The following is a 26,544-nucleotide window of genomic DNA, read 5'->3' as shown; positions in this document are numbered from 1 at the left end:
AATCTCTCTTTAAATTTTGCATAATGTATAAATTTTATCTTAAATTTTATAAAAAAAGGTTAAAATCCGCTTTTGTATTTTATTTTTCAAAAGGTATGAATTTGAAAATTTTAGGTATAGATCCAGGTTCGAGAAATTGTGGTTATGCTATCATAGAAGCTGACAAAGGAAAAAACATTCTCATAGAAGCAGGACTTATAAAGATAAAGCCAAGTACCTTACAGTATCAAATCACAGAGCTTTGCGAGGGTTTGGACTTGATTTTTAAAAATCATTCTTTTGATGAGGTGGCTATAGAAGATATCTTTTTTGCTTACAATCCAAAAACCGTTTTAAAACTCGCACAATTTCGCGGAGCCCTATCTTTAAAAATTCTTCAAATTCATGGAGATTTTGCAGAATACACTCCCTTACAAGTAAAAAAAGCCGTTACAGGAAAAGCCAAAGCAACTAAAGAACAAGTTGCTTTTATGGTAAAAAGGCTTTTAGGACTTAGTAAAGATATCAAGCCTTTGGATATCACAGATGCTATTGCAGTAGCTTTAACCCATGCAGCAAATTTAAGAGTTAGGGTGTGATTTTAGTAATTTTTATTACACAAAAGCCCAAAGCTTCATAAACTCCTAAAATACCTTTAAATTTTTTCTATAAATTTTTTAAAAATTCATAAAAAATTTCAAAAGTTGGAACAGAACTTGCTTGTAAACTTCACATAAACGCAAAAGTTTTTTAAAGCCAAAGCGTTAAATTTTTTTAAAGCAATATTTTATAAAGGATTTAAGATGATGAGATCACTTTGGTCTGGCGTAAGCGGACTACAAGCACATCAAGTTGCGATGGATGTTGAAGGTAATAACATTTCAAATGTTAATACCACTGGTTTTAAATACTCCCGTGCAGATTTTGGGACTATGTTTAGCCAAACTGTGAAAATCGCTACAGCTCCAACTGATGGAAGAGGTGGATCTAATCCACTTCAAATCGGTCTTGGCGTTTCAGTAAGTTCTACAACTAGAATTCATTCTCAAGGTTCAGTTCAAACCACAGATAAAAACACTGATGTGGCTATAAATGGTGATGGTTTTTTTATGGTGAGTGATGATGGGGGGCTTACTCGCTATCTTACAAGGAGCGGGGATTTTAAACTAGATGCTTATGGAAATTTTGTTAATAATGCCGGCTTTGTAGTTCAAGGGTGGAATATCAATTGGGATACTCAAAGTATAGATAGCTCAAGAACTCCGCAAAATATTTTTATCGATCCCGGTATGCATATCCCTGCAGCAAAATCAACCGAAGTAGCCATCAAAGCGAATTTAAATAGTGGTTTAAATATAGGAACAGCAAGTCGTCCTATATATGGACTTGATTCTATACATGGTTTTAATAAAAAAACAGGTGAAACTAAAGATGAAAATGATACAGGAACCACTCAGTTTTATACGACTTCTAAGAATTCTGTAGAAGTAACTGAAAAAGGCGTTGATGCTGGAGCTTTATTTAATGCTAATGGTACAGGTTTAAATTTAAGAGAAGGTCAAGGAATTTGGGTATCTTATGCAGATGCTAAGTTTAGTACAGCTGGAGAAGGAGCTAGAGCAAATCAAGGTAATAATGGTGTTTTTGATCCTAATCAAAAAGTAAATCAAAATCCTGTTATATTTTGGGGACATGAACAAAAACCTACAACTTTGGATATTACTTTAAATGGAGTTCATATACAGAATACTTCTATAAAAAGCTTGGATGAAGCTATAGCTTATATCAATACCTTTACTGCACCAAATGATACAAGAGATGGAACAGGAGTAAGAGCGGTAAAAAAAGCAGATGGTAGTGGGATTGATTTTATCAATGACAATGCTGATGGCACTACAGATAACATGAAAAATATAGATTTACAAGTTAATGCCAATAATTCAGCTGGAGAACTTATTAATATAAGGGTTGCAGGTAATCCTGCTGACTTTGCTTGGAATAATATACAGTTAAGACCCGCTGGTAATCCTATAATACCTGGTAATGGCAGTGCTTGGATAGCAGGAACTGCTGCTCAAAATCAAGATAGAATACAAATAGTAACAGCTCATAAATATATTTATAGCTCTACTCCTCAAACTTTACCACCTTTGTATAATCCTGATGGTGGACACACTTGGAATAATGCAAATATAAATACTCCTGGTACTCCTGAAAATAATTATCAATTAGCTATGAGTGGTTCATTTTTAACTACAACACCAAGGGTTTTTAGAACTACAGAGGACTTAAGAGAGCTTTTACAAAGAGATGCTAGATATGGGGTGGATTATGATGGAAGCGGTGGATTTGAAACTACAGGTGAAGATGTAAATGAAGGTGTAAGTGTTGTTATTACAGAAAATGGAAATTTTTCTATAGCAAATCCTAATGTTGCAAGTAATCCACCAGCTGGTATTCAAAATCCAAATAGAACAACACATAATATAAATTTTAATGTAACAGCCTATAGTAATAAACAAGGAACTGTAAGTACCAATGATGCCTTTACTAAAATTTTTAAAGCTTTTGATGGAGTTTTAACAGTCGGAGGTCAGATCAAAGAAAGTGAGCAACTTAAGCTTTCTGCTTTTTCGGCGGGGCTTGAAATTTATGATTCTTTAGGTTCAAAACATACTTTAGAAGTGCAGTTTGTCAAGCAAAGTACCACTCAAGATGGGGGTAATGAATGGCAGATGATTATCCGTGTGCCAGAACCTGCTGAGATTAACACTACAGGCGAAGGACCAAACAATATCGTCGTAGGAACAGCAAGATTTAACAATGATGGCTCTTTGGCTAGTTACAATCCTAAAACTTTAAATTTTTCACCCAATAACGGTGCCGCACCAAATCAACAAATCAAACTTTCCTTTGGAACAAGTGGAAGCAATGACGGCCTTGTAAGCTCAAATTCTGCTTCAACTCTAACAGGACAAGCAACTGATGGTTATACTTCAGGTAACTTAAAGCCTGATGCTATCCGTGTGGATGATAAAGGAAATATCTTAGGTGAATTTACAAATGGTAAAACCTTCGCTGTGGCAAAAATGGCGATGGCTTCAGTAGCAAATAACTCAGGCCTTGAAGAAATCGGCGGAAATCTTTTTAAAGTCACTGCAAATAGTGGGGCTATAGTAGTAGGTGAAGCAGGAACAGGAGGTCGTGGTGAGATGAAAACCTCAGCTCTTGAAATGTCAAATGTGGATTTAAGTCGTTCTTTAACAGAGCTTATCATCATTCAAAGAGGTTATCAAGCAAACTCAAAAACCATTTCAACGAGTGATCAAATGCTTCAAACTCTAATCCAGCTTAAACAATAATTTAAGCTTAGTATTCTATAAAATATTGTTTTTTGCTCCCTTAAAGGGAGCAAGCCTTGCTTTACAAGCCTATCTTGGTAGTCTTGTAATACTAGGTTTAGGCTTGAACTGCCTTCAATTTATTGCTAACTCACTCTTGCTAGGGGTGAGTTGCAATAAAATTTTAAGCAATGTGATATAAATTTTTTAAAATTTAATTTTAATTTTATTTTTTAAAGATAGAATAATCAATAATTTTTTAGAAAGGAGAAAAAATGTCTTATATTAGTTTTAACTTAATGCTTTCTTCTTTCTGTATGCGTGCTTGGCACGCTTAATCTACTCGTATATACTCATATTCTATAAATTTACATTTTCAAATAGCCTAATTTAAAGCCGATAAAAAGCTTTTTAACATTTTTTCATTGACACAATAAGGATAAAAAATGAATTTCAATAAAGAAACTTTAGCATTACACGGAGCTTATAATTTTGATACTCAAAGAAGTATTAGTGTGCCTATATATCAAAACACTGCGTATAATTTTGAAAATTTGGATCAAGCTGCAGCAAGGTTTAATCTTCAAGAACTTGGCAATATTTACTCAAGACTTAGCAATCCTACAAGCGATGTTTTAGGACAAAGACTTGCTAATATCGAAGGAGGGGCTTTTGGAATTCCTGTTACTAGCGGTATGGCAGCTTGTTTTTATGCTCTTATCAATTTAGCAAGTTCGGGAGATAATGTCGCGTATTCGAACAAAATTTATGGTGGGACTCAAACTTTAATTTCTCACACACTTAAAAATTTTGGCATAGAAGCTAGGGAATTTGATATCGATGATTTAGATAGCTTGGAAAAAGTTATAGATCAAAACACAAAAGCGATTTTTTTCGAAAGTCTTTCAAATCCTCAAATTGCCATAGCTGATATAGAAAAAATAAACCAAATAGCAAAAAAACATAAAATCGTTAGCATTTGTGATAATACCGTTGCTACTCCTTTCTTACTCCAACCTTTTAAACATGGCGTGGATGTAATCGTGCATAGTTTAAGTAAATATGTAAGCGGTCAAGGCACTGCTTTGGGTGGAGCACTTATAGAAAGAAAAGATTTAAACGACTTGCTTAAAAATAACGATAGATATAAAGCTTTTAACACTCCTGATCCAAGTTATCATGGACTGAATTTAAATACACTTGATTTGCCGATTTTTAGTATTAGAGTCATCATCACTTGGCTTAGAGATCTAGGAGCTAGCTTAGCACCTCAAAATGCTTGGTTACTTTTACAAGGACTTGAAACCTTGGCAGTGCGTATAGAAAAACACAGTCAAAATGCTGAAAAAGTTGCGAATTTTTTAAATTCTCATCCTGATATCAAGGGCGTAAATTATCCTACTTTAGCAAGTAATGCTTATCATAATTTATTTAAAAAATATTTTGATAAAAATTTTGCTAGCGGGCTTTTAAGCTTTGAAGCTAAAGATTATGAGCATGCTAGAAGAATTTGTGATAAAACTCAACTTTTCTTACTTGCTGCAAATTTGGGTGATAGCAAGTCTTTGATCATCCATCCTGCTTCTACTACTCATTCGCAACTAAGCGAAGAAGAACTCCAAAAAGCAGGCATTACGAAAGCTACTATACGCTTAAGCATAGGACTTGAAAATAGCGATGATTTGATAGCGGATTTAAAACAAGCTATAGAAAGTTAAAAGTGTGTTTGCATTGAGTGAATGAGATAAAAATTCCACCATGCTTTATCATAAATAAGGTTTATTAAATAAAGGAGAAAAAATGCCACTGATTATTCCAGAAAATATACCCGCTTATGAGCTTTTAAAAGAGCATGCTTTTATCATGGGATCAAGGAGAGCAAAGCATCAAGATATCAGGCCGCAAGAAATTTTGATTGTCAATCTTATGCCAAAAAAAATTGAAACAGAAAATCAAATTCTAAGCTTACTTGCAAATTCTCCTTTGCAAGTAAATATCACACTTTTAGCCACGACTAGCTATGTGGGTAAAAATACTCCTTTTACTCATTTGGAAAAATTTTACAAGGGTCTTGAAGAGGTTAAAAAACATAAATTTGATGGTGCTATTGTTACAGGAGCTCCTGTGGAACAAATGGATTTTGAAAAGGTTGCTTACTGGGAAGAATTGCTAGAAATTTTTGATTTTTTAAAGCAAAATGTAACAAGTTCTATGTATATTTGTTGGGGTGCCATGGCTGCTTTAAAATACTTTTATGGTGTGGATAAAATCTCTTTAGATAAGAAAATTTTTGGAGTCTATAAGCATGATAAAGTTTCGCCTGATCTGCTTTTAACAAATTTAGATGAAAAGGTTTTAATGCCTCATTCAAGACATTCTAGCATGGATGAAGAGCAAATTTTAGCACTACAAAAACAAGGGAAATTAAAAATTTTGCTTAGAAATAAAAAAATCGGTTCGGCTTTATTAAGAGATGAAAAGAATATTTTTATTTTAGGGCATTTGGAATATTTTAAAGAGACTTTACATCAAGAATATGTAAGAGATAATTTCATACAAAAAGCTAAAAATTATTATGATAAAAAGGGCAATATAAAATACAATTGGCGTTCAAATGCAAATACCATTTTTGCAAATTGGCTCAATTATGATGTGTATCAAAGCACACCTTTTGTGCTTTGATGATTTAAACTCTTGTAGTAGGTGTATCGTGATATACGCTTACTGCACCTTTGATATCGCTTAAAATCGCGCAAGCTGCTTCATTGGCACTTCCCATCGCGCAAGCTACCATAGTCGTAACACCTGAAGCAAGTCCTGCTGCGTAAATTCCTTCTTTGATAATCTGTCTCCCGTGATGTTTGAAGCAAAATTTGTTTGGTTTTGGCATAAGCTCATGCGGTATTACAAAATCTTCAAGTTCTTTGATATCGCTTTTGTTTGCCCCTGTTGCTACGATGATATAATCTGCTTTTATACCCAAGCCTTGCTCATCATTAACAGTAAAATCTCCTTTTTCTCCGCTTATGCTTACTACTTTTGAATCGATGTATTTTACTTCGAGCATAGAAGCAATTTGTGCTTTTATGTGAGTGTAAATTTCATCTGCTTTTGCACCTTTTGGGAAAAAAGGAACATTGTAAATTGCTGCTGCTTTTAAATCTGCTTTACCCTCATCAAAAACAGTGATATCAAAGTCAAGTTCTTCATTTTTAGCTGAAGCGAAAAATAAAGCCGCGCTAAGTCCTGCGATGCTACCGCCTATAATTGCAATTGATTTTTTCATTTTTTTCCTTTTGAAAGATTTGCCTTATTCTAGTATAAAAAGCTTTATTTAATATAATATTTGTCTTTTTTATGCAATTTGCTAAAAATGTTTATTTTTCAATTGCTCTAAAAGTAATTTTTTATATAATTTTCTAAAAATTTTCAATAAGGAAAGCTCATGCGTTATGGTGAAAAAGAAATTAAAGAATTTGATGTAGAAAATATGGAAATTTGGCCAAATGATGCTAAAAATGACTATATCATTAAAATCACCTTGCCTGAATTTATGTGTTGTTGTCCGCGTTCAGGTTATCCTGATTTTGCAACGATTTATCTTGAGTATATGCCTGATAAATTTGTGGTTGAGCTTAAAGCGATAAAACTTTATATCAATACTTTTATGTATAGAAATGTTTCACATGAAGCAAGTATCAATGAAATTTATAATACTCTAAAAGACAAACTCAAGCCAAAATGGATTAAAGTTGTGGGGGATTTTAACCCGCGTGGAAATGTGCATACGGTGATAGAATGTCGTAGCGATATGGTAGTGCCAAAATAATATTTAAGTAAAATATTAACATATTTTTATGTAAAGATTAAGTATTTTATAAAAAATTCTTATTTAATCTTTGAAGAATATATAATATAAAAAGATCTAAATTTTTTAGATCGAATTTTATTATAAGGAGTTAGGTTATGAATAAAAAATTATTAAGCATTATCGCAAGTGCTACTTTGTTTTCAAATTTGGCTTTAGCAGATGAGAATTCTGGTTTTTTTATAGGTGCTGATGCAGCTTGGATGCATGCTCAAGTAAAAAGTGAGTTAAAACATAAGAATACAAAGCAAAATTTTAATGGAGATATTTCAGGTAATATACCATCGTTTGGTCTAAAACTTGGATATCGTTTAAATGAAAATCATAGAATTTATGCTGGTTATAATTATTCTGATGAATTTAGTGATTTTATCAAAACTCCTAAAATTCAAATCGAAGGTGATTTTGCTACACATAAATTTTTAACAGGTTATGATTTTACTCCTAAGCTTTTTGAAAAAACCAGAGCTGTTTTAGGTGTGTATGGAGGATATGCAAGAACAGATCTTACCTTAAAAACAAGCTTTTTATCTTTGTCGCAAAATTTTGACGGTTATTTTTATGGAGCGAAAATAGGTGCTTTATATGATTTGACACCACATAATGAAATAGAATTAGGCTTTAAAGCAGAGCAAATTCATTATAATTCTAGAAATTTTTATCAAAATAAAGTGGGTTCAAACTTTTACGATCCTAAACAAACAAATTATGGTGTATATTTAGGATATAATTATAAATTTTAATCTAATGCAAGTTTTTATAACTTGCATTAATGAAATCAACCTCCACCGATAAAGTATTTTTCAACATCATCAAGTAGTTTTTCACAAATTTGAGAATCTGTATTTTTTTCTACTACAAGATTGATATAAGTTTTAGTATCTCTGAAACTTCCTGCTGATTTTGAATTTTCACGAGTGAGTTTTTGATTCTCTTTAGTATATTCTATAGTGATGTTAAATTTTAGAGCAGCACTTGCTTCACCTAAATTCGTTTTTACTACCACATTCATTTTAGAAGCTTTAGCAAGTGTAGCTTGGGTTTTGTTTATGATCTCTTTAAAGCGTTGGCAAGATCGTATAAGTGTAGCGATAAATTTGTTATCAAGTCCTTCATAAGCTACTTTGAGTTTATTTTTGATATCTTTTGTACTTTCTTTTTCAGGGGCAACAAAAACCATATAAAAACCATTTTTTATAGTCACATTGTCTGTTTTTACATCGCGTCCACTTGACATAACTTTAACATAAATGGCATTATCAAGATAAACACGATCTACCATAGGCCCATAAATTTCGTATTCTTTTTTTCGGACTATGACTTCACGAGCTAGGACATTTAATTTCACATTGGCTTCGTGGATAACAGGTTCCATTTCTTTTTTAATCTCTAAGAGTTCTTTTAACATCAACTTCCTTTTTGTTACTTAAAATTACAATTATATCAATAATTTTCTTAATTTAAGAATTTTACAAACACATTTACTAAAAATATGATACATTAAGTATTAATTTTAACAAAGGAGGAAAAGATGAAACAAATTTTTGAAATTTCAAATTCAGTTCAACAAAAAAGTAAAGACAATACTTTTAATCTGCTACTGCAACTTTCACTCTAAAACTCAATTTTATTTTTAATCATTTTTTACATTTTTAATTTTTTATTGTTGTTGTTAAGTTTTTGAATTTTTAATTCATTCAGTCTGTTTGGTTTTAAAGGATTAAATCATGAAAGATAATAAAATCATAATCTTTGATACCACTTTACGAGATGGAGAACAAGCTTTAGGTAGTTCTTTAGGTATCAATCAAAAATTACAAATTGCATTAGCGCTTGAAAATTTAGGCGTAGACGTTATAGAAGCAGGTTTTCCGGTATCTTCACAAGGGGATTTTAAAGCGGTGCAAAAGATCGCTTCTAAGGTGAAAAACTCAACTATTTGTGCACTTTCTAGAGCATTGGATAAAGATATAGATATGGCTTATGAAGCTTTAAAAGTGGCAAAGCATTTTAGAATTCATACTTTTATAGCCACTTCGACTTTGCATATGCAAGATAAATTAAAAAAAGATTTTGATGAAATTTTGTCTATGGCAAAAAGAGCGATTATAAGAGCAAGATCTTATACTGATGATGTAGAATTCTCATGCGAAGATGCAGGAAGAACTCCGATAGATAATCTTTGTTTTATGGTGGAAAATGCGATAAAAGCAGGCGCTAAAACTATAAATATCCCAGATACCGTAGGCTATACCTTGCCAAGTGAATTTGCTAATATCATCAAAATTTTATTTAACAAAGTGCCAAATATAGACAAAGCTATCATTTCTGTGCATTGTCACAATGACTTAGGTATGGCAACGGGCAATAGCTTAAGTGCTATTTTACAAGGTGCAAGACAGATAGAGTGCACTATAAATGGACTTGGCGAAAGGGCGGGCAATTGTGCTTTAGAAGAAGTGGTTATGGCGATAAAAACTAGGAAAGATTATTTAAAAGGTTTTTATACTGATATTAAATGTGAAAATATCTTTAAAACTTCAAAATTAGTTTCAGCTATCACTAATGAAAGCATACCTTCGCATAAAGCTATAGTGGGTAGCAATGCGTTTTCTCATAGTTCAGGCATTCATCAAGATGGAGTGCTTAAAAATAGGCAAACTTACGAGATCATAAGCCCTAGTGCCATAGGAATTCATGACAATCGTATGTTAATGACGGCAAGAAGTGGAAGGGCTATGATAAAAACTTGCCTTGAAAATTTAGGCTATGATGAAAATACTTATAATTTAGATGATGTTTATGAGCGTTTTTTACGCCTTGCGGATAAAAAGGGTCAAGTATATGATTATGATTTGGAAGCTTTGATGTTTTTAAGCTATGAAAATGAAGAAGAAAATGAATTTGTGATTGAAAAATTAAGCGTGATTAGTGGCAATATCCCAACCGCTTGTGTTTGTATGCGTATCAAAGAAGAGCTAAAAACTGAAGCTTGCACAGGAAATGGTCCTGTTGAAGCAGTTTTTAACTGCATTGCTAGGATAACAAATTTAAAGCCTGTGTTAAAAGCTTATAGTATCAATGCAAAAAGTTCAGGAGTAGATGCTCAAGGGCAAGTGGATGTGGATTTGGAATTTAAAGGGAGAAAATTCCATGGAAAAGGACTTTCAACAGATGTTATAGAAGCTTCAGCACAAGCTTTTGCGAGTGCTTACAATGCGATTTATCGCTCTTTAAAAGTAGAAGAAAGGAAAATGGCATGAAAGCTTATAAAGTAGCTGTTTTAGCAGGAGATGGCATAGGGCCTTTGGTGATGAAAGAAGCTTTAAAAATTTTAACTTTTATCTCACAAAAATACAATTTTAGTTTTGAATTTAATGAAGCTAAAATAGGCGGTGCAAGTATAGATGCTTATGGAGTGGCTTTAAGTGATGAAACTTTAAAGCTTTGTGAGCAAAGTGATGCGATTTTATTTGGCTCTGTGGGTGGGCCTAAGTGGGATAATTTGCCCATAGATCAAAGACCTGAAAGAGCCTCGCTTTTGCCTTTAAGAAAGCATTTTAATTTGTTTGCAAATTTGCGTCCTTGTAAAATTTATGAAAGTTTAACTCATGCTTCACCTTTAAAAAATGAGATTATCCAAAAAGGAGTGGATATTTTATGTGTTAGAGAGCTTACAGGTGGGATTTATTTTGGTAAGCAAGATTTAGGTAAAGAAAGTGCGTATGATACTGAAATTTACACTAAAAAAGAGATAGAAAGGATAGCTCATATCGCTTTTGAAAGTGCAAGAATAAGAAAGAAAAAAGTGCATTTAATCGACAAGGCGAATGTTTTAGCAAGTTCTATTTTGTGGCGAGAAGTGGTGGCAAATGTTGTAAAAGATTATCAAGATATAAACTTAGAGTATATGTATGTGGATAATGCTGCGATGCAGATTGTAAAAAATCCTAGCATTTTTGATGTTATGCTTTGTTCAAATCTTTTTGGTGATATTTTGAGTGATGAGTTAGCTGCCATTAATGGATCTTTGGGTTTGTTAAGTTCAGCAAGTTTAAACGATAAAGGTTTTGGACTTTATGAGCCAGCAGGTGGAAGTGCGCCTGATATAGCTCATTTAAATATAGCTAATCCCATAGCTCAAATTTTAAGTGCGGCTTTGATGTTAAAGTATAGTTTCAAAGAAGAACAAGCCGCACAGGATATAGAAAATGCTATATCTTTGGCATTGGCACAAGGAAAAATGACTAAGGATTTAAATGCTAAGTCGTATTTAAATACTGATGAAATGGGGGATTGTATTTTAGAAATTTTAAAGGAGAATAATAATGGCTAAAACTTTATATGAGAAAGTCTTTGATGCTCATGTGGTTTATGAAGGCAAAAACGAACTTCCTATACTTTATATCGATAGACATTTAATCCATGAAGTAACAAGCCCTCAAGCATTTTCAGGGCTTAAAATGGCTAAGCGTAGAATGGCAAGAGCGGATTTAACTTTGGCTACCATAGATCATGATGTTTCAACTAAAAGCGTGGATTTAAATGCTTGTTCTGATATGGCAAAAGAGCAAATTACAACTTTGATGCAAAATACTAAGGAATTTGGAGTAAGGCTTTTAGGACTTGGAGATAAAAATCAAGGCATAGTTCATATAGTAGGTCCTGAGCTTGGCTTTACTTTACCTGGGGTTACTTTAGTTTGTGGGGATTCTCATACGGCAACACATGGGGCTTTTGGAGCTTTAGCCTTTGGTATAGGCACGAGTGAAGTAGAGCATGTCATGGCAACGCAAACTTTAAAACAAGCCAAACTTAAAACTATGAAAATCGAATGTAAAGGGCAGTTTCAAAAAGGCGTTTATACTAAGGATTTGATTTTGTATTTGATCGCACAATACGGCACAGCAAAAGGCACAGGCTATGCTATAGAATTTTGCGGAGAACTTATAAGAAATCTAAGCATGGAAGCTAGAATGACTCTTTGTAATATGGCTATAGAATTTGGAGCGAAAGTAGGTATGATAGCTCCTGATGAGATCACTTTTGAGTATATTAAGGGAAAGGAATTTGCACCTAAAGGAGAAGAATTTCAAAAGTATTGTGAGTATTGGAAGAGTTTAAGAAGTGATGAAGGAGCAAAATATGATGCGAGTATTACTCTAGATGTAAGCAAGATAAAACCACAAATTAGCTATGGAACAAATCCTTCGCAAGTGATTGGCATAGATGAAAAAATTCCAAAAATAAGTGATTTTAAAAATCAAAGCGAGCAAAAATCTTTGCTTGATGCTTTATATTATGTAAATTTAGAGCAAGATCAAGTTATAGAAGGGGTAAAAATCGACATTGTATTTATAGGATCTTGCACAAATGGGCGTTTAGAAGATCTTAAAATAGCTGCTGATATCTTAAAAGGGCGCAAAATTCATAAAAATGTTAAAGCTTTAATCGTGCCTGGTTCAATGCAAGTAAGAAAAGAAGCTGAAAATTTAGGACTTGATAAGATTTTTATCGAGGCAGGGTGTGAGTGGAGATATGCAGGGTGTTCTATGTGTCTTGGTATGAATGATGACAAAGCAAATTCAGGTCAAAGAGTTGCTTCAACTTCAAATCGTAACTTTGTAGGCAGACAAGGTAAAGGTTCTATCACTCATTTGATGAGTCCTGCAAGTGCAGCAGCTTGTGCCATAGAAGGTGTTATTTGTGATAATAGAAAGTATTTAGGAGTTTAATATGCAAAAATTTATTATACACAAAGGTATAGCTTGTCCTTTAGAATATGCCAATATAGACACAGATCAAATTATACCTAAGCAATTTTTACTTGCAGTGTCTAAGCAAGGTTTTGGCAAGCATTTGTTCCATGATTTGCGTTATTTAGATGATAAAGAAAGTGTTTTAAATATGGATTTTAATCTCAATAAAAAAGAATATCAAAATAGCTCTATTTTGGTGAGTTTTGAAAATTTTGGTAGTGGCTCTTCAAGAGAGCATGCGCCTTGGGCTTTGGTTGATTATGGTATTAGAGCTATTATCGCACCTTCTTTTGCGGATATTTTTAAAAACAATGCCTTAGGAAACGGTTTGCTCACTATAGAACTTGCTAAAGATGAGGTTTTGGAAATAGTTGATGAGTTAAAAAAATCCCAAGATAAAAATATAGAAATTTCTTTGTTGGAAAAAAGAGTATTTTTTAAAGATAAGATTTTTTCTTTTGATTTAGATGATTTTCACAGAATTTGTCTTTTGGAAGGGCTTGATAATATAGCTTTAACTTTAAAACATGAAGCACAAATCAAAGCCTATGAAAAAAACTCAAAAAGCTTTTTGGTTTAGAATTTTTTCATAAGCTAAAAAAGGATCTTGGTAATTAGGTATGTCAAAGTTTCCACAAAAATTAAAATCAAGCTTTTTAAAAAGCGAATTCATAGGAAAATTTTTACTATGAGTATCTGCTCTTAAACTTGCCTTGTGATTTTCCAAGGCAAAATTTTCGCAAAAATTTAAAAGTTTTTGTGCCACGCCTTTGCCTTTTGCATTTTGTTTGACAGCTAAACGGTGTAGATAAAAGGCTTTATCATCATAATTTTTGTTAAAAATAACTTGTTTGTAAAATTCAGGTTTAAATTTTTCATTGATACAGATAAAGCCTAAAATTTCATCATTTTCTTTAAACACATAAAGTTCTTGTGCTTGTATATCTTCTTGAAAAACTATTTCATTTGGATAATTCTCATCCCATTGGTGAAAATTCATAGTTTTCATAGCATTTAAAGCATCTTTTGTGATTTCAAGTATAGAATTTAAATCTTTATTGACGGCTTTTTGTATGATAGTGTTTTGCATGATAATCCTTTGTATAATCCGATTGAGTTTTAACTAATATTTATAAAGGCTTATTTTTAGATATTTGCAGTTTTTTATATTTTTTAAAGAACCCCAAAAAGAACCCTATTTAAAATATAAAAAAGGGGAGGGTCTCATTCCGCCACTATCCTCCTCTGATGAGATTATTATAACTTTTTATCCTGATAATTTAATAAGAAAATTTTTTATTTTTTTGGTTCTTTTTATTCTCTTTTTAATTTTTATAAAAAGAGAATAAAGCTATATTCTATATATGTTGTATTATATTATATAATGTATACTTTTTAAAATATTTTATGTATCTTGATATATTATAGAATACATGTTTGATTTATATTATAATATACTATCGTATAGTATTTTAATTAAAAAAGTTTTAAGCTTAAGAAAGGGTACATACTATTGAAAAGTGAGAAAATAATTGAACAGGGTTTTATTGAAAAACTTAAAAATTTAAAGTATATATACAGAGAAGATATTAAAGATAAAGCCTCTTTAGAGGAAAATTTTAGAAAGCATTTTCAAGAACTTAATAGGGTTAGATTAAGTGATTCTGAATTTGCAAGATTGAAAGAAAGCATCATTACACCGGATGTGTTTTCAGCGGCAAAAATCTTGAGAGAAACGAACACATTTAAAAGGGGTGATGATACACCCCTACAGTACACTCTTGTAAACACAAACGATTGGTGTAAAAACGAGTATGAGGTGATTAACCAGCTTCGTATTAACACTGAAAATAGTCACCATAGATATGATGTTATTATTCTCATTAATGGTATTCCAGTTGTACAAGTTGAATTAAAGTCGCTCCAAATTACTCCTAAAAGAGCAATGGAGCAGATTGTTGATTATAAAAATGATCCGGGAAATGGATATACAAATTCTTTGCTCTGTTTCATGCAACTTTTTATTGTCAGCAATGAAAGTAATACCTACTATTTTGCCAACAATAACAAAGAGCATTTTGCTTTTGATGCTGATGAACGCTTTTTGCCTGTATATCAATTTTCCGATAAGGATAATAAAAAAATCACCCATTTGCACGATTTTTCTGAGGCTGTGTTGCGTAAATGTGCTTTGGGTGAGCTGATTAGCAAATATATGGTCTTAGTAGCAAGTGAACAGAAAATGATGATTATGAGACCATATCAAATTTATGCGGTTAAAGCCATTATGGATTGCATTGAGCAAAACAGAGGAAATGGCTATATTTGGCATACAACTGGAAGCGGTAAAACCCTCACATCTTTTAAGGCATCTACCTTGTTAAAAGATAATCACAAAATAGTAAAATGTCTTTTTGTGGTGGACAGAAAGGATCTTGACCGACAGACCAGAGAGGAATTTAATAAGTTCCAAGAGGGATGTGTGGAAGAAAACACCAATACGGAAACTTTGGTAAAAAGACTTGTTTCGGAGGATTATCGAGATAAAGTCATTGTAACGACCATTCAAAAGTTGGGTTTGGCACTTGACGAAGATAATAAGCGAAGTAAAGAGAAAAAGAAAAAAGGTGAGCTCACATACAAAGATAGGTTGGCGCCTTTAAAAGATAGCAGAATTGCAATTATTTTTGATGAATGTCATCGTTCACAGTTTGGAGAAAACCATAAAGCAATCAAAAACTTTTTCCCAAAGGCTCAGCTGTTTGGATTTACTGGCACACCTATTTTTGAAGAAAACGCAACTTACAAGCAAGTTGATGGAACAATCGGTTCTTATACAACTACAAAGGATATTTTTGAAAAAGAGCTACATGCTTATACGATTACTCATGCCATCGATGACAGAAATGTATTGCGATTTCATATTGACTACTTCAAGCCGGAAAATGACAGAGATGCTTCAAAAATCAATGAGGAACAACAAAAAAAGGCTGTGGTACAAACTATTCTGTCAAAACATGATACTATAACAAATAACAGAAGATACAACGCTATTTTAGCTACATCATCCATCAATGATGCTATTGAATATTACAACTTGTTCAAAGAAGCACAACAAAATTTTATTGATGCTGACGACAGTGAATTTATGCCATTGAATATTGCCTGCGTATTTTCGCCGCCGGCAGAAGGCAATAAGGACGTTCAGCAAATTCAGGAGGATCTTCCACAGGAAAAAGAAGACAACAAAAAAGAACCTGATAAAAAGAAACAAGCGTTAACCAGTATTATCAAAGACTATAATGAACAGTATGGAACTAGTCATGACATCAACAATTTTGATGTGTATTATCAGGATGTACAGCAAAGAATTAAAGACCAGAAATATACTAACGCAGATTATCCTCATAAAAACAAAATTGACATTACCATTGTTGTGGATATGCTGCTGACTGGTTTTGATTCTAAGTATCTGAATACTTTGTATGTAGATAAAAACTTAAAATATCATGGCTTGATTCAGGCATTTTCCAGAACAAATCGAATTTTAAATGATACAAAACCTTATGGTAATATTCTTGATTTCAGAAGCCAGTCTGATGAAGTAGATAAAGCTATTGCTCTGTTTTCCGGTGAAAATAACAGTAACCGAGCAAAAGAAATATGGCTTGTTGACCCAGCACCAAAGGTTGTTGAAAAACTAGATAAGGCAGTAAGTGAATTAGAAAAGTTTATGGAATCTCAGGGATTGGAGTGCAGACCGGAAGAGGTAAACAACTTGAAAGGTGATACCGCAAGGTGTGAATTTATCAATAAATTCAAGGAAGTACAGCGTTTGAAAACGCAGTTGGAGCAGTACACGGAAATTGAAGAAAAGGACGCAGAAAAAATCGAGGAGCTGTTGCCGGAGGATATCCTGCGTGCGTTCCGTGGTGCTTACATTGATGTGGCACAAAGGCTGAAATCTGAGCAAGGAAAAGAGAACGAGGATAAAAATCCTGAAGTTGAACAGCTCGATTTTGAGTTTGTTCTCTTTTCGTCTGCAATTATCGACTACGACTATATTATGAGATTAATTGCAAAATACACCCAGACCGAGCCGAAAAAGCAAAAAATGAGTAAAGAACAACTCATCGGAATGCTTTCGGCTACTTCCAATTTGCTTGATGAAAGAGAAGATATCATCGAATATATCGATTCTCTTCAAGTTGGCGTGGCTTTGGATGAAAAAGAAATCAAAGCAGGGTATCAGAAATTCAGAGAGCAGAAAAACAATCAGGAAATCAATATCATTGCGAAAAAACACGGCATTGAAATCCAAAGTTTGCAATCGTTTATTCAGGAAATTATTGACAGAATGATTTTTGACGGAGAAAAACTCGGTGACCTTTTGGCACCGCTTGACCTAAGCTGGAGAGAAAGAACGCAAAAAGAACTGGATTTGATGGCTGATTTGATTCCATTGTTAAAGAAACTGGCAGATGGTCGTGAAATTGTGGGGTTGAATGCGTATGAATAAGAAGAAAGAAATAGTGCCTAAGTTAAGATTTCCCGAGTTTTCTAAATCACATTGGGGGATTACTCGACTTAATGCACTTGCTGACAAAATAACAGAACGAAATAAAGGTGATGACACTAGTAGGGTTTTTACGAACTCTGCTACTGAAGGTGTTGTAGATCAAGAAGAATACTTTGATAGGAATATTGCAAACAAAAATAACCTAACAAATTATTTTGTTGTGGAAAAAGGTGATTATGTCTATAACCCCAGAATATCAACCACTGCACCGGTAGGTCCTATTTCTAAAAATAAACTCGGTATTGGGGTGATGTCTCCTCTGTACACTGTATTTAGATTTAGAAATAAAGAAAATGATTTTTATGAGCATTTTTTTCTTACAAATTTATGGCATGCTTATATAAAAAAACTTTCAAATACAGGTGCAAGGTATGATCGTATAACAATATCAGTGGATAATTTTATGAAAATGCCACTTCCGTATACTTCTCCTGATGAACAACAAAAGATTGCTGATTGCCTATCCTCTATTGATGAACTGATTGACGCAGAAAGCAGAAAACTGAAAGTATTAGAAAAATACAAAAAAGGGTTGATGCAAAAGCTGTTCCCTGCTGAGGGGAAAACTCTGCCTGAATGGAGGTTCCCTGAGTGTAAAAACACTTATGAGATAAAAAGAAAACGATTGGCTGATGTTTGTTACTATAAATCATCTGCATTAACTACAAATGATGTTAAAATGGATGGTAAATATAATTTATATGATGCAAATAAAATAATTGGTAAAGTAAATATTTATGCTTCTGAAGATAGATATATTACAATAATAAAAGATGGTGCTGGTGTTGGTAGGGTTCGTTTAATGGATGGTTATACAAACTTTGTTGGAACAATGGGAATGATAAACAATAATGAGTTTGTTACAATAGATTATTTATATTACCTATTGCAAACTATTGATTTTAGGGTATATGCAATAGGAGGAACTATTCCACATATTTATTTTAGAGATTATTCAAAAAAAGAGATATTTCTGCCACATATAGGAGAACAACAAAAAATTGCAGATTGCTTGTCTGAGATAGATACCATAATTACCGAGCAGTCAAACAAGGTGGAACAGTTAAAAATACATAAAAAAGGATTAATGCAGGGATTGTTTCCTTCTCTTGAGGAGGTAGATGTATGAGTGGTACAAAACAATTTGCAACCTTAAAAAGATTTGCACGCAATATTCGTGATACGCTTGGTACTGCGGATGCGACAGATACGAAAAATTACTACCTTTTGTTTGCGTATAATGGAACTGGAAAAACAAGGCTTTCGGTTGAATTTAAGAATTTAGGTAAAAGAAGAATTCGAGGCAGTGAGGAAACAACAAGAGATACACTGTATTATAACGCCTTTACCGAGGATCTATTCTATTGGGACAATGATTTAGAAGGGGATACTGATAGACGCCTGTTTTTTAATACAAATTCTCGCTTTTTTGACGGTTTGAGAGACATTGAAATGGACACTCGTATACGGGGATTTTTGCAGATTCATGCAGATTTTGACTTTACAATTCATTATGATGATGGATATGTCAGCTTTTCAAGAAAAGTGCAAACCAGAACCGGAGAGGAAACTATTACTGGAATAAAAATCTCTCGTGGTGAGGAAAATTTATTTGTTTGGTGTTTCTTTCTTGCTATTGTTCAACTGGTAAAAGACGAAGCTTTATCTTATGATTGGGTGAAATATATCTATATTGATGATCCGATTTCGTCCCTTGATGACAATAATGTTGTAGCGTTAGCATGTCAACTTTCAGAATTGTTGAAAGATTGTAAGATTAAAACTGTTATATCAACCCATCACGCACTATTTTTTAATGTGATGTACAATGAGTTGAGAAAAGAAAGTACGGCAAGTCGTTTTTTGAGTTTTGATAAAGAAACAAACAAATACATAGTAAAAAACACCGGAGATACCCCGTTCTTTCATCATATTGCACTATTGAAAGAATTAAAAAAAGTGGCTGACAGCGGGAAAATCTATACTTATCATTTTAATATTTTAAGAAATATTCTTGAGAAAACAGCAGCATTTCATGGATTTGATGATTTTTCAGCCTGCATAAAACAAGAAGATGAGAATTTAGATGATGTGATTTTTGCACGAATCACAAATCTACTAAGTCATGGCAATCACTCGATATTCAATCCTGTCGAAATGGTTCAGGATAATAAGGAAATATTCAAAAATATACTGAATAGATTTCTGAGAAATTATAAATTTAATGATAAGCTGTTTACAGAAAGATAGAGGTAGCAAATTATGAATGATACACAACAAAAACAGTTAGGCTCAACATTATGGGCGATTGCTGATAAACTGCGTGGCGCAATGAACGCCGATGATTTTAGAGATTATATGTTGTCTTTTCTCTTTTTGCGCTATTTGTCCGATAATTATGAAGAGGCAGTAAAAAAGGAATTGGGAAGTGATTATCAGAAAAGTGAGCTTGAAACACAAAAGAATGGAACAAATCCGGACACCTATATTAATGAACTCAAAGCTGTAATCATTAAGTATAGCAACTCTCTTTCTCCAAAGAAATTGGGCTTACAAGAGGACGAAAAAGACCATCAAAAAATTGAGAAAGCAAGACAGGAATATGTGGACGATAACAATAAAATGCTTTATAGCCACAATGTAATTCCTCTTGCAGTCTGGTATATTCGCAATTTGGATCAAGTTGATATGCTTGAAAAACAAATGCGCCGTAAAATTCATTATGTGATAAAACCGGCATATTTGTGGAGTAATATATACGAATTGGCAAGAACACAAAATAGTCAATTGCTGAAAACTTTGCAGAGTGGCTTTAAATATATTGAGAATGAGTCATTTGAAAGCAGATTTCGTGGTTTATTCTCAGAAGTAAATCTTGATTCCGATAAATTGGGAAAAACATATCCTGAAAGGAATAACTTACTGTACTCAATCATTATGGAGATTGCAAACAGACTTGATGAATTTCCAAATGAAGCAGATCTTTTGGGCGATGCTTACGAATATTTGATTGGTCAGTTTGCTGCTGGTTCAGGTAAAAAAGCGGGTGAATTCTATACGCCACAGCAGGTTTCAACTATCCTCTCCCGAATTGTATCTCTTGACAGTCAAGATCCAAGCACTGGAAAAAAGAGCAAACTAAAAAATGTGCTTGATTTTACTTGCGGTTCAGGTTCTCTTTTAATCAATGTGCGAAAACAATTTGGAGCAAATGGGATCGGTCAGATCTATGGGCAGGAGAAAAATATTACTACCTACAACCTTGCTCGTATGAATATGTTGCTTCATGGTGTAAAGGATTCTGAATTTCAGATTCATCACGGAGATTCCTTATTAAACGATTGGAATATCTTAAATGAGATGAATCCTGCGAAAAAAATGCAGTTTGAAGCAGTCGTAGCCAATCCACCTTTCAGCTATAGATGGCAACCCAAAGAAGAAATGGCAGAAGATTTCAGATTCAAAAATTATGGACTTGCTCCAAAGTCAGCAGCAGATTTTGCTTTTTTATTGCACGGGTTCCATTTTTTAAGCGATGATGGAACAATGGCGATTATTCTACCGCATGGTGTATTGTTCCGTAGTGGCGTTGAAGAAAAAATCAGAACAAAACTTCTCAAAGATGGAAATATTGATGCTATCATTGGTTTACCGGCAAATCTCTTTTTTTCCACAGGGATTCCAGTATGTGTTTTAGTTCTGAAAAAGTGTAAAAAGTATGATGATGTGCTGATTATTAATGCAAGTGAGTATTTTGAAAAAGGGAAGCGTCAAAATACGCTTTTACCGGAGCATATTGATAAAATCATCAAAACATACCAATACCGAAAAGAAGACAAACGCTATTCTCGCCGAGTTTCTATGGAGGAAATAGAGAAAAATGGATATAATCTAAATATTTCTCGTTATGTTAGTACAGCACCCGAGGAAGAAGTTGTTGACATTGAAGAAGTGCAACAGGAACTTGAAAAAATTGAGAATGAAATTAAGGAAGCAAAGACTAAACATAATGAATTTTTAAAAGAGCTCGGATTAAAATTAATTCCATAAAATTTTATTTTGACATAAAAAATACTGAATGCACGACAGTATTTTTTATGAATTTCAATTTTATCATAAGTTTGGTTTATAATTTTTTTTACTCTTGTTTGGTTATGTCATGTTGCAAATCCATAATTTGTGTTTGTAGTTTCCAGTAGTCATCGTTAATACTTTCTTCTAGTTTTTGTACTTTATCTTGTTGCATGGTTTCTTGAAAAAGTGGAGAATAAAGTTGAGGATTTGTTTTTATATAATAGTTCAAATCTATTTCTGCTTCTTGTAATATTTCCACAGTAGTTAAACCATTTTCTATTTGTTTTTTTGAATTTGCACTAGATAAAATTTCAATTTCCATTTTTTCTTGTGGTAATACCAAAGTCATTAGATCTGACATTCCTAAAGTTTTGATTGTATTTGGATAATTTTCAGCCCATCTTTCTAATATTTTTAAAGCATAATGAGAAATTTGTTTATTTATCCATAAATCATAAATTTGATGAAATGATGTTTTATTTAAAATAGATTCTAGTCTTTTTGTATTTGGATAATTAGAATTCATAACATTCCTTTTTTGATTTTTATTTAATTACAAGTATAAAATATTTTGTCTTATAAATATAAAAATTAAGATGAAATTTTAGTAAAAGCAGGATAGCTATTTACTCCAAAAAATGACACCATTTTTTTAAGTAAATAACAAAATATTCTCTGCGAGGCTCAAAAAATTATATTTTAATTAAATTGATTATATTTTTAAGATATCACCATTATAGTATTTTAAAAATTTTCTTCTTTCCACCTTTTTCTTGTGCTTCATAAAAAATACTCCAATAAATGTTTCTATATTTATCTAGCAGTTTCCATAAAGCATTTCTACCTACTATTTCTACATAATCTTGTTCAATTTTCTTTTTGATTTTACTTGCTAAATCTTGCTGACAAATACCATTTTTGTTTTCATTAAGAATTTCTTTAACGAGATTAAGGGTAATTTGTGTTTTATGATTTTCTGCAAATTTTAAATAATCCACAAATTTAAATTCTAAATTTAATGTGTTTATTTTAAATGCCTGAGATTTTGTAGCAAATCTTCTTTTTTGAGGCTCTAAAAGAATGACAAACTCTTCGTCTGCTTTAATATCTTTTTTATGTAAAAAATATCCTTCATCTACACTATCTAAAAAAGTTGTTGCACCTTTGTAGGCTTTATTATTTTCATCTGGTTTTTGTTTTGGTTGATGATGTAGAAAAATAATAGTAGCTCCATTATCTCTTATTTTTTGTAATTCATCAAAAACCTTAATCATTGTAAAGTCTTTATTAAAATCATCTTGAATAAAATTTCTAATGCTATCAATTACAATTAATGTGTTTTTTAAATCTTTAGCTTTTTTTAAATCTCTAAAAAGGCTAAACTTATTTGTATTGTTAGAAAAAAAATAATAAAAATTTGAACTTTTTAAAAATTCACTTCCTTTTCGTTCTTTCAATATTCTTTCATTATTATCGCCATCAAAATAAAATATACGATCTACTTTGTTATTATCAAGTAGATATTTACTTAAATATAACATAAAATAACTCTTACCACTTCCTGCGCTAGCATAAAACATTACTAAAGACTGTTTTACAAGAAAACTATCTATCAACCATTCAAAATCAATGTTTTCTAGTTTTTCTATATTTACTTGCTTGAAATTCTTTTCAAAAACAATATCAAGTAGTAGCTTGTTACTCTTTATAGAATTCATAAATTCCCTTTGACCATGTTTTTATCTAGCCATATTTCAATCTCACTTCTTTTATATAGAATTGTTTTTCCTAATTTAATAAAAGGCAAGGAGTTAGCTTGATTTTGATTTTTTTGCATACGCATTTTATATTGTTTACTAAGACTAATTCCAAATTCGCATTCTAATTGCTTAGGGGTTAAAAAATTTTTGTTTTTTGGTTCTATAATTTGCATGTACTATCCTTTATATTCTCATAAAATAATAATTTATTTTCTAAAAATTGTCAATAATTATCATCAAATTTTTTTATTTTCTTTAAAATTATTTTATTGTAGAATATATTTTATGAAAACGATAGGTGAAAAATTAAGAGATTTGCGTAATGCTTACGGATTAAGCCAAAGAGAATTTGGAGAAAAAGTAGGTATTACGAAAGGTAGTATCAATTCTTATGAAAACAATGTAAATTCCATTACTCAAGGTGCAAAATGGAAAATTTTGCAAGCAACGGGGATAGGGTTTGAATACTTTGATTCTGATATGACGCTAAGTGAGGCCTTTAAAAAATACAATATAGATATAAGTAAAAAACTTGAATTTAAGAAAATAGAAGAAAGTATTTGTGCTATATGTGATGGAGTTAAAAACTATATAGATGGAAAATATTTAGAAACATTTAATATAAAATCATTATTTTTAAATCATTTGTTTGATGGTATGGGATATTTTGATTTGTGTTTTTTAAAAGTAAAACATAATGAATTAGAGCCTTATGCAAAAAATGGTGATATTTTAGTTGTATCAAGTAATAAAAATGCTGAAAATGGAGATAAAATCATCATTAATTACAAAGAAAATATTCTTATAGTTCAATATTTTCATGAGTTTGATAAAATAATACTTAAAACTATGAGTGGAGAAGAAATAAAATTTTATAATAGTGAATTTAGTGATTGTGTAGACATTTTAGCAATTATAAAAGGTAAATTTTATTTTGAAGTATGATTTATTTACTAAAGATATAGAAATGAATAAAGGGCTTAGAATTCTTAAGCTTTACAATGAGTTAGGAAAGCTTTTATAAGGTAAAGAAGTATTGAATATTAAAAAATTATATTAAACATTTTAAAAATTTGATAATCTAAAAAAATTTGATTTTATGGATAATTTTCCTACAGAAAGTAAAAAGAAAATTTATAATCTATTTCAAGTTTTGTAATATAAGGTTTTATACTCTTTTTAACGAAATTAAAAAGAGTATAAAAATAATTATAAGAAATAAAATATAATATATATTTATATTCCTAAAAATTCTAAATCATTTAAATAATCATCATACCATTGTAAAAGTTTTCTTTTTTGAATAATGGTTGCTTTTTCTCTTTCATAAGAAAATTTTATTTGATTAAGTTCTTTATGTGCTAAAACGCTTTCAATAACTTCTTCGCTAATATTTAATTTTAAGAGCTCTGCCTTATGTTGAGAGCAAATAGTTCTAAATGTAGCTCTAAAACCATGAGAACTAGCTCGCTTGTGCCATTTATTTTTACCTCCTAAATTTTTAATGGCTTTACCTATGCTATCTCTATTAATATGTCCTTGTATGGTTTGTGCAGGAAAAACGAAATCGCTAATTTCTCCGCTAAATAAAAATTGCTCTTTTAATACCTTAATCATTGTTTTTGTAAGTGGAATTTCATGTGCAATTTTTGTTTTTGTTTCATTTGCTGGTATAGTCCAAATTTGTTTTTCAAAATCAATATTAGCCCATTTTACACTAGCAGTGTTAAAAGGTCTATTGATACTAAGAATTTGTAAATACAAAGCCCTTTTTGTTTGTTTTTCCATTCTATTATCTTGCTTTAGATCTTGAATAAATTCTTTTAAATCTTCTGATTGAATTAAGGCAGGGTATCTTGTATCTATATTATGGTTGTTTTGAAATCTTTTAGGGGAAGCAAAGTTATCTTTTAAGCCATCACTAGGATCAAAATCAATATATCTATCTTTTAAGGCTATTCTAAAAATACCCTGAACATGATTGATTAAACGGTGTATGGTTTCTAACCTACTTGTATAAGGATTATTTGGATTATAAATAGCATTAAATATAGATAATAAATCACTATATTTTATGTTTTTTACATCTAAATTTCCTAAACTTGGCATGAGATATTTTTCTACCATTTGTATAATTTTTTTAACATAGTTATCGCTAAGACATTTTTTTTGTTTTTGATCTATATAAAGAATAAATAAGTTTTTGAACTTATATTTATCATTTCCATTTTTTAGCAACCGTATATCTTTACATTTTTCAAATTCTTTTAAAAACTGAATAGCTTCTTTTCTAGCTTCAGCTACACTATAAATTCCTTCTCTAAATTCTTTAAGTTTTGTGTATTTGTCATTAATTTTAATACTAAAAGTTTTTTGACCACTAGGATATACAAAAATATAAAGCTCTTTTGGATTACCTACAGCTTTTTTGTATCGTTTATCACTAGGTTTTAAATTTCTAATATCTTTATCTTGTAAGCTTTGTTTTGCTATGTTTGCCATTATTTTCCTTTAAAGAACCCTATTAGGTTTTAAGAACCCTAATAATGACCCTAATTAATTGAAAATAATTATAACACAAAAGAAATTAATTGAAATCAAAGATCATTTAGTTTGTTTATATATAGCATTTTAAAAGCATTTTTTGGAAATTAAAGAAATCGAAAGAAATAAAAAATGGTGGCTCCGATTGGACTTGAACCAACGGCCACTACCATGTCAAGGTAGTGCTCTACCAGCTGAGCTACGGAACCATATGGTGGAGCATAGCGGGTTCGAACCGCTGACCCCAACGCTGCCAGCGTTGTGCTCTCCCAGCTGAGCTAATGCCCCAAATGAAGTTTGTATTATAACTTAGTTTGCCTTAAAGTTTATTTGATGGCAGACAGGAAGGGATTCGAACCCTCGAAAGCTTGCACTTTACACGCGTTCCAGGCGTGCTCCTTCAACCGCTCGGACACCTGTCTATGAAATAAAGCGTTCATTATATCTATAAAAGCTTTAAAAATAAAGAAATTTTTTAAATATTGAAAATAAAATTATTTTTTTTAAAAATCAGAAAATTTTTAGTAAAAAGTAGTATAATTATATTTTTATTTTTGGTCAGGGTAGCTCAGCTGGTTAGAGCGCTGGTCTCATAAGCCGGAGGTCGGGAGTTCAAGTCTCCCCCTTGACACCATTAAAT

The 26,544-nt window shown here is 31.7% G+C and carries 22 protein-coding genes and 4 tRNA genes; 16 read left to right on the top strand and 10 right to left on the bottom strand.

What is annotated here, in order from left to right:
- Nucleotides 1-95 precede the first annotated feature (95 nt).
- The 4 genes from ruvC (at nt 96) to metA (ending at nt 6,002) form a co-directional block, all read left to right on the top strand.
- Nucleotides 96-578, top strand: coding sequence for a crossover junction endodeoxyribonuclease RuvC (gene ruvC, locus FBE96_RS08500; protein WP_010891952.1), 483 nt, complete (start codon nt 96-98; stop codon nt 576-578).
- Between the two features lie 204 nt (nt 579-782).
- Entirely contained in the window at nt 783-3,341 is a 2,559-nt protein-coding gene (flgE, locus tag FBE96_RS08495; RefSeq protein ID WP_002905730.1) for a flagellar hook protein FlgE, read from the top strand.
- Nucleotides 3,342-3,766: 425 nt separating this feature from the next.
- Nucleotides 3,767-5,038 (top strand): O-acetylhomoserine aminocarboxypropyltransferase/cysteine synthase, encoded by a 1,272-nt coding sequence (locus FBE96_RS08490; protein WP_002905731.1) that lies wholly within the window; start codon nt 3,767-3,769, stop codon nt 5,036-5,038.
- 82 nt (nt 5,039-5,120) lie between these two features.
- A complete protein-coding gene (gene metA / locus FBE96_RS08485; protein WP_002896000.1) occupies nt 5,121-6,002 on the top strand; it encodes a homoserine O-succinyltransferase in 882 nt (293 codons plus the stop codon).
- 4 nt (nt 6,003-6,006) lie between these two features.
- On the opposite strand, the gene FBE96_RS08480 is transcribed toward metA, so the two are convergent.
- Nucleotides 6,007-6,606 (bottom strand): NAD(P)/FAD-dependent oxidoreductase, encoded by a 600-nt coding sequence (locus FBE96_RS08480; RefSeq protein WP_002853070.1) that lies wholly within the window; start codon nt 6,604-6,606, stop codon nt 6,007-6,009.
- 159 nt (nt 6,607-6,765) lie between these two features.
- Between FBE96_RS08480 and queF the strand changes: the two genes are divergently transcribed.
- Both queF and FBE96_RS08470 read left to right on the top strand, forming a co-directional pair.
- Nucleotides 6,766-7,149, top strand: a complete 384-nt coding sequence (gene queF, locus FBE96_RS08475) for a preQ(1) synthase (RefSeq protein WP_002834281.1) — start codon at nt 6,766-6,768, stop codon at nt 7,147-7,149.
- A 137-nt stretch (nt 7,150-7,286) separates the two neighbouring features.
- Nucleotides 7,287-7,931, top strand: a complete 645-nt coding sequence (locus FBE96_RS08470) for an outer membrane beta-barrel protein (protein WP_002859716.1) — start codon at nt 7,287-7,289, stop codon at nt 7,929-7,931.
- Between the two features lie 35 nt (nt 7,932-7,966).
- Here the strand turns inward: FBE96_RS08470 and FBE96_RS08465 are convergent, their stop codons facing one another.
- The gene (locus tag FBE96_RS08465; RefSeq protein WP_002853105.1) at nt 7,967-8,596 is read right to left on the bottom strand and encodes a hypothetical protein; all 630 of its coding nucleotides are present in this window, start codon (nt 8,594-8,596) and stop codon (nt 7,967-7,969) included.
- 319 nt (nt 8,597-8,915) lie between these two features.
- Here FBE96_RS08465 and leuA point away from each other — a divergent pair, with 319 nt between their 5' ends.
- From leuA to leuD, 4 genes are read left to right on the top strand one after another with little or no spacing between them, the layout of a single operon-like run.
- The gene (gene leuA / locus FBE96_RS08460) at nt 8,916-10,451 is read left to right on the top strand and encodes a 2-isopropylmalate synthase (RefSeq protein ID WP_002867508.1); all 1,536 of its coding nucleotides are present in this window, start codon (nt 8,916-8,918) and stop codon (nt 10,449-10,451) included.
- A complete protein-coding gene (leuB, locus tag FBE96_RS08455) occupies nt 10,448-11,524 on the top strand; it encodes a 3-isopropylmalate dehydrogenase (protein WP_002867509.1) in 1,077 nt (358 codons plus the stop codon). Before leuA ends, leuB begins: the two co-directional genes overlap by 4 nt.
- Nucleotides 11,511-12,923, top strand: coding sequence for a 3-isopropylmalate dehydratase large subunit (leuC, locus tag FBE96_RS08450; protein ID WP_072227287.1), 1,413 nt, complete (start codon nt 11,511-11,513; stop codon nt 12,921-12,923). The genes leuB and leuC overlap by 14 nt, the downstream gene beginning before the upstream one ends.
- A 1-nt stretch (nt 12,924) precedes the next feature.
- Nucleotides 12,925-13,527 (top strand): 3-isopropylmalate dehydratase small subunit, encoded by a 603-nt coding sequence (leuD, locus tag FBE96_RS08445; RefSeq protein WP_002853150.1) that lies wholly within the window; start codon nt 12,925-12,927, stop codon nt 13,525-13,527.
- Here leuD and FBE96_RS08440 read toward each other — a convergent pair.
- Nucleotides 13,507-14,037 (bottom strand): GNAT family N-acetyltransferase, encoded by a 531-nt coding sequence (locus tag FBE96_RS08440; RefSeq protein ID WP_002853140.1) that lies wholly within the window; start codon nt 14,035-14,037, stop codon nt 13,507-13,509. The two genes, leuD and FBE96_RS08440, sit on opposite strands and share 21 nt — an antisense overlap.
- A gap of 423 nt (nt 14,038-14,460) precedes the next feature.
- On the opposite strand from FBE96_RS08440, the gene FBE96_RS08435 reads away from it, so the two are divergent.
- Genes FBE96_RS08435 through FBE96_RS08420 form a run of 4 tightly spaced genes read left to right on the top strand, consistent with a single transcriptional unit; the run spans nt 14,461 to nt 21,576 of the window.
- Nucleotides 14,461-17,466, top strand: coding sequence for a type I restriction endonuclease subunit R (locus FBE96_RS08435; RefSeq protein WP_002871910.1), 3,006 nt, complete (start codon nt 14,461-14,463; stop codon nt 17,464-17,466).
- Complete coding sequence (locus tag FBE96_RS08430) at nt 17,459-18,655, top strand: restriction endonuclease subunit S (protein ID WP_002871909.1); 1,197 nt, start codon at nt 17,459-17,461, stop codon at nt 18,653-18,655. Before FBE96_RS08435 ends, FBE96_RS08430 begins: the two co-directional genes overlap by 8 nt.
- On the top strand, nt 18,652-19,776 hold the full coding sequence (locus FBE96_RS08425) for an AAA family ATPase (RefSeq protein WP_002871908.1): 1,125 nt from the start codon (nt 18,652-18,654) through the stop codon (nt 19,774-19,776). The genes FBE96_RS08430 and FBE96_RS08425 overlap by 4 nt, the downstream gene beginning before the upstream one ends.
- Before the next feature lie 12 nt (nt 19,777-19,788).
- The gene (locus FBE96_RS08420; RefSeq protein WP_002871907.1) at nt 19,789-21,576 is read left to right on the top strand and encodes a type I restriction-modification system subunit M; all 1,788 of its coding nucleotides are present in this window, start codon (nt 19,789-19,791) and stop codon (nt 21,574-21,576) included.
- An 88-nt stretch (nt 21,577-21,664) separates the two neighbouring features.
- On the opposite strand, the gene FBE96_RS08415 is transcribed toward FBE96_RS08420, so the two are convergent.
- The 3 genes from FBE96_RS08415 to FBE96_RS08405 form a co-directional block, all read right to left on the bottom strand.
- Nucleotides 21,665-22,126, bottom strand: a complete 462-nt coding sequence (locus tag FBE96_RS08415; RefSeq protein WP_002871906.1) for a hypothetical protein — start codon at nt 22,124-22,126, stop codon at nt 21,665-21,667.
- A 208-nt stretch (nt 22,127-22,334) separates the two neighbouring features.
- On the bottom strand, nt 22,335-23,318 hold the full coding sequence (locus tag FBE96_RS08410) for an AAA family ATPase (protein ID WP_002871905.1): 984 nt from the start codon (nt 23,316-23,318) through the stop codon (nt 22,335-22,337).
- On the bottom strand, nt 23,315-23,533 hold the full coding sequence (locus FBE96_RS08405; protein WP_002871904.1) for a helix-turn-helix domain-containing protein: 219 nt from the start codon (nt 23,531-23,533) through the stop codon (nt 23,315-23,317). The genes FBE96_RS08410 and FBE96_RS08405 overlap by 4 nt, the downstream gene beginning before the upstream one ends.
- 112 nt (nt 23,534-23,645) lie before the next feature.
- On the opposite strand from FBE96_RS08405, the gene FBE96_RS08400 reads away from it, so the two are divergent.
- Nucleotides 23,646-24,305: a helix-turn-helix domain-containing protein gene (locus FBE96_RS08400; protein WP_002871903.1), complete on the top strand. Its 660-nt coding sequence runs from the start codon at nt 23,646-23,648 to the stop codon at nt 24,303-24,305.
- 291 nt (nt 24,306-24,596) lie between these two features.
- On the opposite strand, the gene FBE96_RS08395 is transcribed toward FBE96_RS08400, so the two are convergent.
- From FBE96_RS08395 to FBE96_RS08380, 4 genes are all read right to left on the bottom strand, one after another.
- Nucleotides 24,597-25,862 (bottom strand): site-specific integrase, encoded by a 1,266-nt coding sequence (locus FBE96_RS08395; protein WP_002896486.1) that lies wholly within the window; start codon nt 25,860-25,862, stop codon nt 24,597-24,599.
- A 175-nt stretch (nt 25,863-26,037) separates the two neighbouring features.
- Nucleotides 26,038-26,113: transfer RNA gene (locus FBE96_RS08390), tRNA-Val, on the bottom strand.
- A 3-nt stretch (nt 26,114-26,116) separates the two neighbouring features.
- Nucleotides 26,117-26,192: transfer RNA gene (locus FBE96_RS08385), tRNA-Ala, on the bottom strand.
- Nucleotides 26,193-26,238: 46 nt separating this feature from the next.
- Nucleotides 26,239-26,326, bottom strand: a tRNA-Ser gene (locus tag FBE96_RS08380).
- Between the two features lie 135 nt (nt 26,327-26,461).
- Here FBE96_RS08380 and FBE96_RS08375 point away from each other — a divergent pair.
- Nucleotides 26,462-26,538: transfer RNA gene (locus FBE96_RS08375), tRNA-Met, on the top strand.
- Nucleotides 26,539-26,544: the final 6 nt, after the last annotated feature.

Source organism: Campylobacter sp. CFSAN093241 (assembly GCF_012889595.1).
Lineage (GTDB): Bacteria > Campylobacterota > Campylobacteria > Campylobacterales > Campylobacteraceae > Campylobacter_D > Campylobacter_D jejuni.
Note: the sequence above shows the minus strand (reverse complement) of the source record. Positions and strands in the feature narration are given on the sequence as shown.

What these genes read in the sequence shown, in the direction of transcription:
- ruvC (WP_010891952.1), top strand. Translation starts at nt 96, where the DNA reads ATGAATTTGAAAATTTTAGGTATAGATCCAGGTTCGAGAAATTGTGGT.
- flgE (WP_002905730.1), top strand. Translation starts at nt 783, where the DNA reads ATGATGAGATCACTTTGGTCTGGCGTAAGCGGACTACAAGCACATCAA.
- FBE96_RS08490 (WP_002905731.1), top strand. Translation starts at nt 3,767, where the DNA reads ATGAATTTCAATAAAGAAACTTTAGCATTACACGGAGCTTATAATTTT.
- metA (WP_002896000.1), top strand. Translation starts at nt 5,121, where the DNA reads ATGCCACTGATTATTCCAGAAAATATACCCGCTTATGAGCTTTTAAAA.
- FBE96_RS08480 (WP_002853070.1), bottom strand. Translation starts at nt 6,606, where the DNA reads ATGAAAAAATCAATTGCAATTATAGGCGGTAGCATCGCAGGACTTAGC.
- queF (WP_002834281.1), top strand. Translation starts at nt 6,766, where the DNA reads ATGCGTTATGGTGAAAAAGAAATTAAAGAATTTGATGTAGAAAATATG.
- FBE96_RS08470 (WP_002859716.1), top strand. Translation starts at nt 7,287, where the DNA reads ATGAATAAAAAATTATTAAGCATTATCGCAAGTGCTACTTTGTTTTCA.
- FBE96_RS08465 (WP_002853105.1), bottom strand. Translation starts at nt 8,596, where the DNA reads ATGTTAAAAGAACTCTTAGAGATTAAAAAAGAAATGGAACCTGTTATC.
- leuA (WP_002867508.1), top strand. Translation starts at nt 8,916, where the DNA reads ATGAAAGATAATAAAATCATAATCTTTGATACCACTTTACGAGATGGA.
- leuB (WP_002867509.1), top strand. Translation starts at nt 10,448, where the DNA reads ATGAAAGCTTATAAAGTAGCTGTTTTAGCAGGAGATGGCATAGGGCCT.
- leuD (WP_002853150.1), top strand. Translation starts at nt 12,925, where the DNA reads ATGCAAAAATTTATTATACACAAAGGTATAGCTTGTCCTTTAGAATAT.
- FBE96_RS08440 (WP_002853140.1), bottom strand. Translation starts at nt 14,037, where the DNA reads ATGCAAAACACTATCATACAAAAAGCCGTCAATAAAGATTTAAATTCT.
- FBE96_RS08430 (WP_002871909.1), top strand. Translation starts at nt 17,459, where the DNA reads ATGAATAAGAAGAAAGAAATAGTGCCTAAGTTAAGATTTCCCGAGTTT.
- FBE96_RS08425 (WP_002871908.1), top strand. Translation starts at nt 18,652, where the DNA reads ATGAGTGGTACAAAACAATTTGCAACCTTAAAAAGATTTGCACGCAAT.
- FBE96_RS08420 (WP_002871907.1), top strand. Translation starts at nt 19,789, where the DNA reads ATGAATGATACACAACAAAAACAGTTAGGCTCAACATTATGGGCGATT.
- FBE96_RS08415 (WP_002871906.1), bottom strand. Translation starts at nt 22,126, where the DNA reads ATGAATTCTAATTATCCAAATACAAAAAGACTAGAATCTATTTTAAAT.
- FBE96_RS08410 (WP_002871905.1), bottom strand. Translation starts at nt 23,318, where the DNA reads ATGAATTCTATAAAGAGTAACAAGCTACTACTTGATATTGTTTTTGAA.
- FBE96_RS08405 (WP_002871904.1), bottom strand. Translation starts at nt 23,533, where the DNA reads ATGCAAATTATAGAACCAAAAAACAAAAATTTTTTAACCCCTAAGCAA.
- FBE96_RS08400 (WP_002871903.1), top strand. Translation starts at nt 23,646, where the DNA reads ATGAAAACGATAGGTGAAAAATTAAGAGATTTGCGTAATGCTTACGGA.
- FBE96_RS08395 (WP_002896486.1), bottom strand. Translation starts at nt 25,862, where the DNA reads ATGGCAAACATAGCAAAACAAAGCTTACAAGATAAAGATATTAGAAAT.